The 14714-nt window shown below is 41.5% G+C and carries 15 protein-coding genes; 8 read left to right on the forward strand and 7 right to left on the reverse strand.

Annotated elements, in window-relative coordinates; translation table 11 throughout:
* Window positions 1–38: 38 nt before the first annotated feature.
* Window positions 39–1259 (reverse strand): GNAT family N-acetyltransferase, encoded by a 1221-nt coding sequence (locus BMW59_RS06625; RefSeq protein WP_093049124.1) that lies wholly within the window; start codon window positions 1257–1259, stop codon window positions 39–41.
* Entirely contained in the window at window positions 1256–2671 is a 1416-nt protein-coding gene (locus BMW59_RS06630) for a cryptochrome/photolyase family protein (protein WP_093049127.1), read from the reverse strand. The genes BMW59_RS06625 and BMW59_RS06630 overlap by 4 nt, the downstream gene beginning before the upstream one ends.
* A 166-nt stretch (window positions 2672–2837) precedes the next feature.
* On the opposite strand from BMW59_RS06630, the gene BMW59_RS06635 reads away from it, so the two are divergent.
* Together BMW59_RS06635 and BMW59_RS06640 are read left to right on the forward strand one after the other, a co-directional pair.
* On the forward strand, window positions 2838–3086 hold the full coding sequence (locus tag BMW59_RS06635) for a hypothetical protein (protein WP_093049130.1): 249 nt from the start codon (window positions 2838–2840) through the stop codon (window positions 3084–3086).
* A 201-nt stretch (window positions 3087–3287) separates the two neighbouring features.
* A complete protein-coding gene (locus BMW59_RS06640) occupies window positions 3288–4616 on the forward strand; it encodes a lysine N(6)-hydroxylase/L-ornithine N(5)-oxygenase family protein (RefSeq protein WP_093049133.1) in 1329 nt (442 codons plus the stop codon).
* A gap of 54 nt (window positions 4617–4670) precedes the next feature.
* Here BMW59_RS06640 and BMW59_RS06645 read toward each other — a convergent pair whose 3' ends face one another.
* Complete coding sequence (locus tag BMW59_RS06645) at window positions 4671–5180, reverse strand: DoxX family protein (protein WP_093049136.1); 510 nt, start codon at window positions 5178–5180, stop codon at window positions 4671–4673.
* 543 nt (window positions 5181–5723) lie between these two features.
* Window positions 5724–5996, reverse strand: coding sequence for an acylphosphatase (locus BMW59_RS06650; RefSeq protein WP_093049140.1), 273 nt, complete (start codon window positions 5994–5996; stop codon window positions 5724–5726).
* 201 nt (window positions 5997–6197) lie between these two features.
* On the opposite strand from BMW59_RS06650, the gene BMW59_RS06655 reads away from it, so the two are divergent.
* Both BMW59_RS06655 and arsA read left to right on the forward strand, forming a co-directional pair.
* Window positions 6198–7301, forward strand: a complete 1104-nt coding sequence (locus BMW59_RS06655; protein WP_093049143.1) for an NADH-quinone oxidoreductase subunit I — start codon at window positions 6198–6200, stop codon at window positions 7299–7301.
* A 135-nt stretch (window positions 7302–7436) separates the two neighbouring features.
* A complete protein-coding gene (gene arsA, locus BMW59_RS06660) occupies window positions 7437–9203 on the forward strand; it encodes an arsenical pump-driving ATPase (RefSeq protein ID WP_093049146.1) in 1767 nt (588 codons plus the stop codon).
* A 96-nt stretch (window positions 9204–9299) separates the two neighbouring features.
* Here the strand turns inward: arsA and arsC are convergent, their stop codons facing one another.
* Window positions 9300–9719: an arsenate reductase (thioredoxin) gene (arsC, locus tag BMW59_RS06665; protein ID WP_093049149.1), complete on the reverse strand. Its 420-nt coding sequence runs from the start codon at window positions 9717–9719 to the stop codon at window positions 9300–9302.
* 35 nt (window positions 9720–9754) lie between these two features.
* On the reverse strand, window positions 9755–10840 hold the full coding sequence (gene arsB / locus BMW59_RS06670; RefSeq protein WP_093049152.1) for an ACR3 family arsenite efflux transporter: 1086 nt from the start codon (window positions 10838–10840) through the stop codon (window positions 9755–9757).
* Between the two features lie 264 nt (window positions 10841–11104).
* Here arsB and BMW59_RS06675 point away from each other — a divergent pair, with 264 nt between their 5' ends.
* Window positions 11105–11842, forward strand: coding sequence for a lysophospholipid acyltransferase family protein (locus BMW59_RS06675; protein WP_093049156.1), 738 nt, complete (start codon window positions 11105–11107; stop codon window positions 11840–11842).
* 102 nt (window positions 11843–11944) lie between these two features.
* The gene (locus BMW59_RS06680) at window positions 11945–12274 is read left to right on the forward strand and encodes an SCP2 sterol-binding domain-containing protein (protein ID WP_093049159.1); all 330 of its coding nucleotides are present in this window, start codon (window positions 11945–11947) and stop codon (window positions 12272–12274) included.
* 166 nt (window positions 12275–12440) lie between these two features.
* Here BMW59_RS06680 and BMW59_RS06685 read toward each other — a convergent pair whose 3' ends face one another.
* The gene (locus BMW59_RS06685) at window positions 12441–12581 is read right to left on the reverse strand and encodes an FbpB family small basic protein (RefSeq protein ID WP_093049162.1); all 141 of its coding nucleotides are present in this window, start codon (window positions 12579–12581) and stop codon (window positions 12441–12443) included.
* A gap of 348 nt (window positions 12582–12929) precedes the next feature.
* Between BMW59_RS06685 and BMW59_RS06690 the strand changes: the two genes are divergently transcribed.
* Together BMW59_RS06690 and BMW59_RS06695 are read left to right on the forward strand one after the other, a co-directional pair.
* Window positions 12930–13901 carry an MBL fold metallo-hydrolase gene (locus BMW59_RS06690; RefSeq protein ID WP_093049165.1) on the forward strand — a complete coding sequence of 324 codons (972 nt, stop codon included), beginning with the start codon at window positions 12930–12932 and terminating at the stop codon, window positions 13899–13901.
* 80 nt (window positions 13902–13981) lie between these two features.
* Window positions 13982–14425, forward strand: coding sequence for a hypothetical protein (locus tag BMW59_RS06695; RefSeq protein ID WP_093049168.1), 444 nt, complete (start codon window positions 13982–13984; stop codon window positions 14423–14425).
* The last annotated feature ends 289 nt before the right edge of the window (window positions 14426–14714 follow it).

The following is a 14714-nucleotide window of genomic DNA, read 5'->3' on the forward strand; positions in this document are numbered from 1 at the left end:
TAATTAAGGCTCTGTTATTTTTTTAATCACCATAAATTTTAAAAGAAATCATAGATAAAAGGTTTTTGCCGGGGGATACGCCTGGCCAGCAGTTCCGCGGACTTATCGTCGCCTGCAATCCACTCTTCTTCTATAAGTGTCTGAACAGACTGAGTACCAAATAACACGGCAGTCAGCGCCTGAACAGAGAGTTTTAAACCCTTCTTTGGCGGATGCTGGCAGCTGGCGCCTGTTTTCCTGTTCTTTTCATTTTCAGGTTGTAATGGGAAAAAGTCGACTTGATTTCTGCCATCGTCACCTGCCGGTTTTATAATATAAGTTCCTTCATTCCACTTACATATCTTATCCTCTACATGCAGAATCACAGGTGATGCTGTTTCCTCGTTTTCGAAAGGAAATAAGGCCAGAAATTCTTTAACGTCTACAATCCGGGCCATAAAATAAGATGACACTTCCCGTTTTATTTTCGGATCTTCCAAAAGGAAGGGCAGACGGTCATGCGCCGCGGCTTTGATACTGATGGTGTCTGCCATCGAGTCATGGTTGGAAATAAAATTCCATAACCCTCTCCGGGTATCCGCATCTAACCAAATAAGCTCATGGATCGTCATTTTACGGTCTTTTATTTCATAGATGAGATAGCCTGTGATATGACCCGATTCATTATAATAAGCCGCGACAGTTCCTTTTTTCCTTTTAAAAACGGACTGCTTCCACCATTTTTCACTTCTCCGGAGGGCGCCGCTGTATTGTGAGGCCCATTTCTCGTACACAGCGCCGACGAGAGCCGGATCTTTATCAATTCTTCTCACAAATCCTCTCCAAGGCTGGCATTTAGGAAGCTGTTCTCTTGTTAAAGTAAGAAGAGCAGAATCAGCAAAAAGTTCCCAGCCGTATTTGCGGTAAAAAGGAATACTGAATGGGTAAAGAAAGGAGATTGTCTGCCCCTTCTGTTTCATTTCTTTTAAACAATGGTTCATCAGCCGGCTGACCAGGCCTCCGCGGCGGTGCTCCGGCCATGTCACCACACCGGAAACCCCGCCCATGTTGAAGGCTTTTCCGTTTATGTAGACTTCTAAAGGTATAATTGAGGCCTTGGATATGATTTCTCCGTTTTCTTCAATAACCCACGTTTCATCTGGGTTGACAGTTTCAAGTCTTTCCTGGCGTTCCTCATCGGTCATATGGTACTGGAATGCAAATTCAGACATACGGATACTGTATTCGATCTCAGATTGTTTCAGTTTCCTGATCGTCACTCTTCTTCAACTCCTTTAAACAGCGCAATGGCTTTTTTTCTCTGGACAGCATGGTCCACCGTAGGTTCCGGGTAAGTGATTTCTGCCTCTTCACTTGTCATCTTCTCAGGGGTATGAATGTATTTCTCAGGTACTTCTGTTAATTCCGGGACAAATTCTTTAATAAAGCTTCCGTATGGGTCGAAGCGAACAGATTGTCTGGCAGGGTTAAATACCCGGAAATAAGGCACGGCATCTGTACCGACCGAGGCCGCCCACTGCCAGCCGCCTACATTGGATGCTTCATCATAGTCGATCAGCTTCCGGGAAAAGTATTCTTCCCCAAGGCGCCAGTCGATTAAATAATCTTTTGTTAAAAAGGAAGCAGTGATCATCCGCAGCCGGTTATGCATCCAGCCGGTCTGATTAAGCTGGCGCATTCCGGCGTCGACGATAGGAAAGCCGGTGTTTCCGTCTTTCCATTTAGTAAACAGCTCCTCATCTCTGTTCCAGAATATATTTCTGTATTTTTCCTGGTACTCCTGATTTTTTGTTTCAGGATAAAAATAGTAAATCATAGCATAGAAATCCCGCCAGGCAAGCTCTTTCAAAAAGGTTTCTGCCCCCTTGCCAGCCTCATCAATTCTGCTGGAAACCGAATGGTAAACCATTCTGACAGACAGAGCACCGGTTTTAATAAATGGGGAGAGTGTGCTTGTTCCAAAATAATCAGGCCGGTCGCGGTTATCGTGATAATGTGTAAGCCTCTCCTCGACAAATGTTTCCAGGCGGTTGACTGCTGCTTTTTCTCCTAAGCTGCCCCAGCTTTTTTTACACCGGGGAAGAAGTTCGTTTTCAAAATAGTTATCAGCGGACGTTTTGCCCTCTTTAGGATCCACATAATACTCCTTAAGGTCATCTATACGGCTGTTAGCTAAAGACGGTTTTATATGCCTGTTCCAGTTCCTGAAATAAGGCGTAAATACCTGATAAGGCGTGCCGTCACTTTTTTTGATTTTTTCTGGATGTATAATATGGCTTCCTTCAAGAGGAAAAAGCTGGACGTTATATTTTAAAAGGAAGCGGATGACTTCCTCATCTCTTGTCCGGCCAAATGGCGTGTAGTCTTCAAGGCAGAAGACAGCCTTTAACTCAGGATAAGAGCTTACAAGTGTGTGAAATGCTTCCTGGACAGGACCTTTAAGCAGCTCCACTTTAATTCCTTTACTCTGGCAGTCATTTCTGAACTGATGAAGAGTCTGGAAAAAATAATCGTATTGCAGGTCTATGTCCCGAAGAAATTCAGGATGAAGATGGAAAAACATGACGATTCGGCCGCCGTCGGATGCGGCAACTTCTACGGCTTTCTGAATAGCCGGGTTGTCGTTGATGCGGAAGTCATTCCGCAGCCAGACTGCATAAACAGGTTTCATAAGTTAGTCACCTCTCGTTCTATCATAGCCTAAACTAAAAAAGAAATGAAAGAAAACTGTTTTAGTGAAAGCGATTTAAAAACGGTCAAAATATGTTCAACATTTCACAAACATTTCCCTTTTTTGGCATGATAGAATGAGATTAACGAAAGGGGTTGTGATAGAAATGAAAACAACAACAAGAAAACTATACTGTGAATGGCACTCATTTTCTACTGATACCGAAACTTATACTCAGGAAACATTTGAAGAATTAGTAGGGGATGAATTTGAGGCCATGATGTTTGAAAAAGAGGATCAGGAAATTCCTTCTTATATTTGGACAGTGAATTTCGTTTGTATCATCAAAAGAAGCACCCGAATGATTAATGATATTTCTATTACTAAAATACCGCGTAATCCAGCGTGTGAATAAACGGTTATTTTGCTCGACTGTTTTTTAACAGATGAGTATTTTCATATAGCTATATCTCCATTTTTTTAAATAGATGGAGGTGTACCAGATTCAAACCTCCTATTTGGAAAAGGGTCTCCCCCCTTTTCTTTTTTTTGTTTAAAAACACATTGGCTGAGGGAATAAATGATAAAGGGTAAATCCGAAAGTGAGGAGAAGACAATGCAGCAGACAAACCCCTACGATCTGATTGGTATTGGAATAGGGCCGTTTAACTTAGGAATGGCAGCCCTGTTAGAAGATATTGATGACGTTAAAGCAATTTTTTTTGATGAAACTCCCACATTTAACTGGCATCCGGGCATGCTGATCGAAGGAGCAGATCTGCAGGTACCTTTCCTGGCGGATTTAGTGACTTTTGCAGACCCTACGAGCCGGTTCAGTTTTGTAAATTACCTGCACCGGCATAACCGGCTGTTTACATTTTATTTTTTTAACCGGTTTGATATCCCGCGCAGGGAGTATAATGATTATGCCCAATGGGTGGCCAGCCAGCTTTCCTCTTGCCAGTTCGGAACAAAAGTAACAGATGTGATTGATCACCCCGACGAAGACAATCCATTTTATGAAGTGGTTGTAGAAAACCGCGAAACAAAAGTCACTGAACGTTTTTTTGCTAAACATATCGTGTTAGGTACGGGGACGAAACCGGCCATCCCTGCCGGATTTGACCAATTTCCTTCTGAAGACGTTCTCCATACAAGCCAGTATCAGTATTATAAAGAAGAATACGAAAAAGCAGACGCTATAGTTATAGCAGGCTCCGGGCAGAGTGCAGCTGAAGTTTTCCTGGAACAGCTGCAGAAACAGGAGCGCGGAAAACCTTTTCTATACTGGCTGACACGCTCACCAGGTTTTTTTCAGTTAGAAGCAGGAAAGTTAGGTCAGGAAGTCTTTTCTCCTGATTATATTGATTACTTCCACAGTCTCTCTTACGAAAAAAGAAAAAGCGAACTGCCGAATTTATCGCAGCTCAGAAATGGAGTAGAAGAAAGTACGCTTCACGATATTTATGATCTGTTGTATCACCGGTCTGTCCATACGAATGACCCGGCGGCCGCTATTCAGGCTAACACTCAATTGAAGGATATTAAACAGGAAGAAAAAGGGTACCAAATTACCTGTTATCAGACCCAGCAGGAGCAGACTTTCACAATTCAGGCGGATAAAATTATTCTGGCCACCGGCTATAAACCGGATATCCCCGACTGGCTTACTAAATTTAACGATCTGATTGAGTGGGAAGACAGCAAGCGTTATGCGGTTACAAGGGATTACAGGCTTCAATTTAAAAAAGATCGTTCTCATCATATTTTTACACTGACAAATCTGGAACACTCCCACGGGGCCGGCGCCACCAACCTTGCTTTATCGGTTCAGAGGAATATGACTGTAATCAACCGGATTGCAGGCAGGGAAGTTTACCAGGAGCCGGATAACACAGTGTTCCAGAACTTCGGCATAGGCCAGCTGGAGGATAAGAGGGGCTGACATTACACAGAAAAAGCAGATCCGTAAAGGATCTGCTTTTTCTAAAGGATTGTGTTAAGCTGTCTGATTCACTGGTATCTGCTCTCTGTTTTTAAACAGTTTAGCACGAAGGTAAGGAATCACAAAATAGTCTCCGCCAAATCTTCCGGCGTTGTGCCCAGCCACTAAAATGAAAATAGTTAACAATACTAAGAATGGATTAGAAGAAACTGTGCCGGCAAACATAAATGCAAAGTTCATCATAATTCCGAAAAAGGCAGCAGCTGTAGTTAATATTCCTAAAATTAAACCTAAACCTACAAGAAATTCACCCCAAGCGACCATGAAACTGAACACGCCTGCGTTTGGCAGGGCAAAACTTTCAATAAACGCGTGGTACGTCGGATACGTTTCAATGACAGCTTCGTTATTGACCACCCCTGTTAAATACCCGCTTGCATCAAAACCCTCAGGACCGGTAATTTTCCCCCAGCCCGCTGTCATCCATTGCCATCCGATGTAAAGGCGAAGAAAAGTGAGTACTCCTGCAGCAATCTTGTTATTCCTGATAAAATCCATAAACATAATAAATCCCTCTTTCCTTTAATATATTAAATTTCCCCCTGTCCACAGTGTGAACAATTCCCCTCTTACGCTCTGATACTTAATTAAGTTATAAATTCTTTGGATATGTGTTAGTGGCTACTAACTAACTTAATTAGAGTATACAGTGGTTTTTCATACATTGAAGGGTATAAAAGTGACGATCCCGTTTCAAAGGGATGGCGAAATTGTGAAAAGTAAAACATATTATTCCTTTTAAAGAAAGGTTTGGGGATTATTAATAAAATTTGGGGATGCGGCGGGGAGTATGTCGATCTCAAAAGAAAGTGGTATTGTGATCGAGCATGCGGATACTAAACTGTTTAACCCCCATGGCGGGAGGGGAGAAGTCCAGAAGCCAAGGCCCGCTTAAAGACAGGTCCTACTTGCCAGCGTGTACCCGCCCCAAAAACCGAAACAAAGATCACCAGCTTATAGGTGCCATGGCCAGCATGAGGAGCCGCCCTGTACCCCTAAACAGGTGATCTGATAATTTCTGTAACTGTAAAAGTTTTAAAATTGAACTTATCCTTTAACGGAAAATTCCTTTTCGTTTTCTGCTGTTTCAATTTCTTCAGTCTGAAGGTTTTCGATTTTCACCGGAAAACGGAGATTTTTAAGAGAGGACATAAACGACTCAATCTCATCCTCATTCCCCTGAACTTCCATTTCCACAGTGCCATCCAGTTTGTTTTTGACCCAGCCGGTAAGGTTTCGTTCCTGGGCATTTAATTGTGCCTGATAGCGGAATCCGACACCTTGGACTCTTCCTTCTGCAATGATATGAAATCTTTTCATCTTAACTGCCTCCTCTAAACACGTGATTTTATTTTCTTTTTTCCCTAAGCTAAAGTCTCTCACACCTTTATATTAATAAACGATTCACGTTCGTTTATTAAAAACTCCAAAATATATTCAAATCTCCAGCAGTTACTATGGTTTTATAAAAGTTATAATAAATATAAGCAATGACTGTTTAAGACTCAGGGGGGTGAGGGTATGTGGCGACAATTTCTGTATAAGCGGGTTAAGGAGAGGTCCTCTCTCCGCATTAACGAAAAAAAATGTTTGCGAAATCGATATAAATTCAGTGACTGTGATAAATGTATAAAAGTCTGTCCTTATGGCGCATTATCACTTGTAAATGGAAAAGTTGAGATGGAAGAGGACCGTTGCCGCAGCTGCGGGCAATGTGTACACACATGCCCAACAGAAGCCTTATATTTTGAAGCAGAAATGATGGACAAATATGATAACAGAATCTCACAAAAAGAAGCAGTAACATTTGCTTGTACAATTCAAAGTTCAAACGATGAAGAGGATGTGACCTTCCCCTGTTTAAAGTCCCTGTCTCCTGAGCATTTAATGATCAGCGCACTTTATGAGAAAAAGTGTGAAGTATACTGCGACTATAAGCAATGCAAAAACTGTGAGGCAGCATGGGAGCCTGAAGAAGGGTTAAAATGGCTTGCCGAGTGGAATGAACATACGGAATCACCGAAGGTCCCTTTAGTCACTAATAAGGAAGAGAAGAGCGGCGCCAACAGAACCTATAACCGCAGAGAGTTATTCAAGATGACTTCCCAGCAGACAAAAAGCCAAATTGGAGATTTAATCCTTGACTCTTATAAAGAAGTCATAGATTTAAAAGAGAAAATCGCTCCAACCCAAAAAAGGCAATATACGATCGCGTATCTAAAAAAACATCAGGAACTTCTAAAAATGAATATGGCAAATTCAAAAACGCTCTCTGACAAGCTTAACCTTACCGGAATAAATGTAAAAGGAGACTGTAACATTTGTCAAACCTGTTCGAGTCTCTGTCCTGCCGGTGCCTTAAAAGTAGTTGAAAAAGACAGTTTAAAAGCGCTTGAGTTTGAAGCGGGCCGGTGCGTAAATTGCGATATTTGTGAAAAGGCCTGCCCGTCCATTCAAAAACATCCTGTAAATCAATTATCAGATCTATTAAACAAAACGACACTAAAAACGATGCTATTAAATGAATGTCCAAAATGCGGATCTTCGAAACACACGGAAGAGGCATTGTGTGAAGAGTGTCAGAGGAGAAAAGATAAAAGGGGGTCTCTTCTTTCTGACTGGTAATAGGAAAGTCCGGCTGGCAAAGCCGGACTTTTTATTTTTTAAAAATACATATCAATTTGATTATATAACCAAATAATAATATAATGGAGTCGTTATGTAATCAAAATAATTCAGTTATTAAAAGGAGTATTTCCTATGAAAAGACTTTCCCCAAGTGATATTTCGACGACCCGGCATTTATTTTTTACGGGAAAAGGCGGTGTCGGTAAAACATCAACTGCCTGTGCCACAGCTGTTTCTTTAGCTGATCAGGGCAAAAAAGTATTGATTGTCAGCACAGACCCCGCATCCAATCTGCAGGATGTATTTGGGATGGAATTGAAAAATGATCCATCTCCTGTCAGTTCGGTACCGAATTTGTATGCGGCGAACCTGGATCCCGAAGAAGCTGCAAGACAGTACCGGGAAAAAATGATCGGGCCATACAGAGGCAAGCTTCCGGAATCAGCTTTAAAAAATATGGAAGAACAACTTTCCGGAGCATGCACCGTAGAAATAGCAGCTTTTGACGAATTTACTAATCTTCTGGCCAACCGTGAAACGACTGAGGCGTTCGACCATATCATTTTTGATACAGCACCTACAGGCCATACGCTCAGGCTTCTCCAGCTCCCGGCCGCGTGGACTGACTTTTTGGAAGATAATGAACACGGCGCCTCCTGTCTTGGCCCGCTTACTGGCCTTGAAAAGAAAAAAGGGCTGTATGCCGAAACAGTTGAGGCATTATCAAATAGTGAGGAAACCATTCTCGTCTTAGTAGCAAGGCCTGATGCAGGCTCATTGGATGAAGCAGAGCGTGCAGGCAAAGAATTGGCTGAGATTGGAGTCACTAATCAGACCCTCATTATTAACGGGGTATTCAGCCGTCAGTCGGATGATGAGGTTGCTGTTATGCTTGAAAAAAAGCAGCAGGGAGCGCTTAACAATATGTCTGGTTTTTTTCAGGAGATGCAGACGTATTACATGCCGCTCGTTCCTTTTAACTTAACAGGACTTCAGGCTTTAAGAAAGTTTTTTGATTCAGACGTGTCTTTTGAAAATGAATTACCTGCTGATCAGGCTGCCCATGATCTTCCACCGGTTAAAGCAGTAGTAGACGACCTGGCTGAACGGAGCCGGGGCGTATTCATGACGATGGGTAAGGGCGGTGTCGGCAAGACAACGATCGCCGCAGCAGTTGCAGCAGAGCTCGCTGAACGAGGCTGTAACGTTCACTTGACAACGACTGACCCTGCAGCTCATTTAACACATGTGTTAAACCAGGAGACGTATGAAGGTACCCTGCAAGTCAGCAAAGTTGATCCGAAAACCGAAGTTGAAAATTATAAAAAGCATGTGCTTTCAAATGTCAGCGGGGATCTCACAGAAGATGAACTGACCTATATTAAAGAAGATCTGGAGTCGCCCTGTACAGAAGAAATTGCTGTCTTCAGGGCATTTGCGGAGGTTGTCGACAAGGCGGAAGATGCCTTTGTAGTCATTGATACCGCGCCTACAGGCCATACACTGCTTCTCCTTGACGCGGCTGAGTCATATTACCGTGAAGTAGAGCGGAGTTCAGGTGATATGCCTGACTCTGTAAAAAAACTGCTGCCTCGTCTCCGTGATCCTGAGCAGACAGTTGTTTCACTTATTTCTCTTCCGGAAGCCACCCCGGTATTTGAAGCGGACCGTCTGCAGGAAGACCTGCGCCGTGCAGGGATTGAGCCGGCATGGTGGATCATTAACCAGAGTTTCCAGGCTGCAGGGACAACAGACCCGGTGCTGAAAGGCCGATCTTTCGCAGAACAGCAGTGGATAGAAAAAGTTAAAAGCAAATTATCCGAAAAGACAGCTATTGTGCCATGGCAGGCAGGAGAAACAACAGGTCTGGAATCATTAAAAAAGTTGGTTAACCACTAAAAGGCTGTCCGGAAAATAATTAATTGCACACTTAATCAAAAAAAGGGGTTGCCTCAAAAGTTAGACTTTTGGGACAACCCCTTACACAAGAGTGAATTATTTTCCAGTTTCTGCAAAGGTTTTAATCCGGTCACCTATTTCGTCCCGAACGCGCTGAAATACTGCCCATTTCTCTTCGTCTGTTCCTTCGGCTTTAGCCGGGTCATCAAACCCCCAGTGTACACGTTCTTTATCAGGCGGTGTTGCTGGACAAACATCATTAGCATGGCCACATAATGTAACGACCAGGTGTGCTTTTTGCAGCAAATCAGGATCAATAGTATCGGAGGTTTGGCCAGTTATATCTATTCCGGCCTCTTTCATAGCTTTTACCGCTTTAGGATTCACACCATGGGCTTCAATTCCAGCCGAATACACTTCATATTTGTCCTGCAGGTAGTGCTTTCCGAAAGCTTCGGCCATCTGGCTTCTGCATGAGTTGCCTGTGCATAAAAAATAAATAACGGGTTTTGACATCATTAAAACTCCTTTGTTTATGAAATTAAATTTAATTAGTGCCCTTTTACTTTTACGAGCCTGGTTTCAGGGAACCAGTGTCTCGTTTTATTTGCTATCCTTACTAAGAACAGCATGAGCGGAACTTCCACAAGTACGCCGACGACGGTGACGAGCGTAGCGCCCGAGTTTAGCCCAAATAATGCAATGGCCACGGCTACGGCAAGCTCAAAGAAATTACTTGTGCCAATCATCGCTGCCGGCGCAGCTACACTGTGCTCAATTTTCCATTTCTGAGCCCAAACATAGGCGATAACAAAAATAAATAACGTTTGGATAATAAGCGGAACAGCAATCAGTCCGATATGAAATGGGTTATTTAAAATCACATCTCCCTGGAAGGAAAAAATAATGATTAAGGTTAGTAATAACCCGGCTATCGTAAATTTTCCGGCGCTTTTTAAGAACACATTTTCAAACCAGTCCAGGCCTTTACGTTTAATAAGAACTACACGGGAAATATAGCCGGCCGCCAGCGGAATGATAATGAATAAAACGATTGATAAGAAAATCGTATCAAAAGGAACAACAATATTATTAATGCGGAGTAAAAGCATGACAATCGGCCCGTAGGCAAAAATCAAAATGATATCATTCACGGATACTTGCACTAACGTGTATCCAGCGTTCCCTCTTGTTAAGTAACTCCATACGAAAACCATAGCAGTACATGGCGCAGCCCCAAGTAAAACGGCTCCTGCAATGTATTGGGACGCAAGATCTGCTGGAATAAAAGGTGAAAAAATAACGGTGAAGAAAAGCCAGGCGATGAAAAACATGGTAAAAGGCTTTATTAACCAGTTTACTGCTAGTGTCACAATCAAACCTTTTGGTTTTTTTCCCGCATTTACGATACTGGAAAAATCAATCTGGGCCATCATTGGATAAATCATTAACCAGATCAAAATGGCAACTGGAATAGAAACCTGGGCATATTCAAATCTGCTTAATGTTTCAGGTACAGCAGGCAAAAACTGTCCGACGGCTACTCCGGCTATGATACAAAGAATAACCCATACAGTGAGATATCTTTCAAAAAAACCTATGCCTTTTCCATCATCTTCTAAAGGTTCTTTAGTCATAGTGGCACTCCTCCCTGTGGCTGAATTATGTAAGATTGTTTTCAGGCTTCTTTATCAATTAATATGAAGGCGGCCTGGCTCCTTTAAAATGACAGGTTAATTCACAGCTCATTATATAACCATTCGTTTATATAAGTCAACGGTAATATAAAAACTTTATAAATCAATTAATAATTTTCACAGTATCGAAAGAATGCAGTCATCGGGTGTCTTCGTTTTCTGCTATAATATAAAAATATAAATGGACAGAAATGGATGATCAGCATGCTTAGAACAGGAATATGGTTTATTTATTTTTTTATTTATTTACTAGTCATTTCACCTGCTTTACTGAAAGCAAGATACCTTAAAAATAGAGGGAAAACAGTCGAACTGGATGCTTTTATATATAAAAAATCGTCAAATTGGGCTAGAAGATTAGTGAAACTGGCAGGCGGAAGGGTTCATGTGAGAGGGCAGGAATGGATACCGGACGATGAACCTGTCCTGATCGTAAGTAATCATCAGGGAAATTTCGATATTCCTGTGCTCCTCGGTAATCTTGGTTTAAATATTGGATTTATTTCTAAGGTAGAAGTGAAAAAAATACCTATGATCAGTTCATGGATGACTTATATGGGATGTATTTTTATGGATCGGAAAAACCGGAGACAGGCAGTTAAATCTATACTGGATGGCGCTGACGCCTTGAGGAAAGGCAGAAATCTTGTGGTGTTTCCGGAAGGAACCAGAAGTAAAGGCGGGCCTGTTGGAGAATTTAAAAAAGGAAGCTTTAAACTGGCCACGAGGTCAAAGGTTGCTATACTTCCAGTGACCATAGAAGGGTCATATAATATGATGGAGGCCAACAAAAACAAAATTACTCCGGCCGATGTCACTGTGACCATCTCGGAACCTATCCGTATACATCAGCAGGATCCAGCCGTGTCTGACCAGGAATTAGCTGATTTAACACGTGCTCAGATAGCTGGTCACATGAGTGAAAAGACTGTGGCTTTGTAAAATCCTCTGTTTAGAGGGTTTTTTCTTTTACCTAAAATCGTAAAACTATTGTATAATAAATAAATGAATGAACATTCAATCATTTTTAAGGGGGTGTAGAAAATGTCAGTAAAAAGTACTTTTGAGGAGTTAACTTCCAAAATGAATGAGGATCCCAGGCACATTGAAGGCTTAACGTATGTCTATCAGTTTAACTTATCTGGTGAGGAAGAAGGAAAGTACCAGCTGAAGGTTGAAAACCAAAGGGCAGAGTATAAAGAAAATATTGAATGGGAGCCCCGTCTGACTCTGGAGATGAGTGATAAAAATTTTATAAAACTGGCACATGATGATTTAAATCCTACTATGGCCTATATGAGCGGTAAGCTGAAAGTTCATGGAGACTTGGGCCACGCGTTAAAATTTCAAACGTTAATTAAAAAATATCAGTAACTGCATACAAAAAGCTGATCCTTTTATTCTGCAGGGTCAGCTTTTTTTAAAGAAGGTATGAGGTTTTTAACTTGTAAGCATGAAATCTGCAGGAACACACGCCGGCAGGGAACATGTCAGGGAGCAAGCAGTCTTTGGCTGCCATGGATAAAAAGCTCAGTGTCTTTCAAGCTTTTTGAAGATCCCTGCTATTATATTTCTCATCGATCTTTTTTTCAATTTGAATAATAGCTTTCTGATCTTGCATAATTTCCTGTTTATTCTCTTTAACTAATTCTTCAAAACTTTTGTGGAAACGTTTTCTCATTTGTGATCATCCTTTTAATCGAAATTTTCTTTCTATTTCATTATAAATAAAAAACGTTATAGAAATATGTGAAAACTGTTACAATTTTGCGAACTTTGGATAAATTTGTTGTAAAAAGTCTATTTATCTCTTAATACCCTTAACATTTCTTAACAAACGCATATATAGAGACCTCGCTATGCTTTTTCCAAGAACTTAAGCACCGCGTTTTTCACAGGAGATATAGGGCAAGGGTTACTTATGATTTGATATGTCATTTTAATAAGGTAAAATAAGTAATAATTGAATGAGCGCCCATTCATTATATCGGTCACTGTGATCGTAATTTAACAAAAACAGGAGGATAGTATGAAAACGACAATGATTCAGCGTTCTAAAGAAATTTATCAAATAACGATTCCAACTCCGTTTTTAGTAGGCCCCGTCAATACTTATTTAATAAAGGGAGATGCGTTGACATTAGTGGATACAGGTCCTAAGACTGCAGAAGCCAGGGAGCAGATGGAAAATTCACTGGCAGAATTAAATCTCAGTTTTAAAGATATTGAACTTGTCGTACTTACCCATCACCATCCCGACCATGTCGGGCTGATCGGAGAGTTTCTTCCTAACGCTAAAATAGCAGGGCATCTAAAATTAAAGCCTTGGCTGGAAAAAGATGAACAGTTCTACTCCAGAACAAGACAATTTTTTTACAGGTTTTACAGGGAACATGGGGTGCCTGAGTCCTGGGTAAGGGAGATGGACCGCTCTCAAAACTATTATATGGACTTTACATCTCCGGCCTCTGTTGACTTTATTTTAGAAGAAGGTGATTTAATCGACGGTCTGCCGGGATGGCGGGTATTGGAAACACCGGGGCATGCCCAGAGCCATCTGTCACTTATTAGAGAAAAAGACGGGACGATGGTCGCGGGTGACCACCTTATCGAACATATTTCTTCCAATGCAATTATAGAAGCCCCTTACTTTAACGAAACGGAACGGCCGAAAACCTTATTGCAATACCGCGAGGCTCTCAAAAAATGCATAAACGCCTCTTTAATTTTTTCAGGCCACGGCAGCATGATCAGGAAACCGAAAGAATTAATTGAAGAACGCATCCACGCAATGGATAAAAAAGCACAGGTCTTCAAACGCAAAATGGGAGAAGACCCTATTCAGGTATTTAGCTTATGTCAAAAAATGTATCCTGAAATTTACAGGAAGCAGACAGCTCTTACTTTTTCAGAGACATTAGGACATTTGGATTTACTTGAAGAACGGGGAGAAGTCAAAGCGGAAAGGAGTGAAGGGGAAATTTATTACATGAAAGCTTAGAAAACGTTTGTTTGAGGTTTCCCTTTGTTGGTAAGATAATAAGAGACAGGGAAACCAACATTTGAATGGAGGCACGAAAAATGGAAAAACAGACGAAGAAATGGGTTATCAGCGGATCGGTTCTAAGTGTAATAGCAGGGTCTATTTTTGTCGCATCAAACAAAAAAACACGTGAGGGAGTAACAGACTTTGTAAGCACTGCCTCTTCGCAGACAAAACACTGGTTTCAGGTAATCAATGAAAATCGCGATACGGTTGTTCAGCAACTTCGTTCATCTGGCGATAAGATTTCTGCCATTGTAGATTCAGCCTCAGATGATGTTGAAAAACTGGTGGAGACGTCGAAGAGTCTAAAAGCACATGTATTTGATTTACTTGAAGCTGTACAGGACTCGACAGAAGAAATTAAAGGGCTTAAGAGTAAGTTTGAAGAAAGGGAAACTATTGAAGCTGAGACTACAATGGACCCTGACCCTGAGGCACTTCTGCCTCCTGATACCGGGCAAAAGAAACTTGAAGAATAACTGTTTAGTATGGAAAGCCTCTTTTTTTAAAAGGGGTTTTTTTCATGTTTTTAGAAGGGTTTTGGCGGGGATTGGCGGTAGACCTGGTGAGGGGGCAAGAAAACAGCTTATCTTTTTACCCGTTGAGCAGTACGCCCTGCGGGACCTGTCATAAGCGCGGTCGTTCTTTTTTAGCAGCTTAATCAAATACTTCCTGCATATATTTTCTATTTTTAAAGAAAAGAAGTTTTAATTGTCTCTGATTCGGCTACAGAATTATACAAGCGATCGTAAGGAGGAATGACAACAC

It is taken from the genome of Salipaludibacillus aurantiacus, from assembly GCF_900111295.1.
GTDB lineage: Bacteria > Bacillota > Bacilli > Bacillales > Salisediminibacteriaceae > Salipaludibacillus > Salipaludibacillus aurantiacus.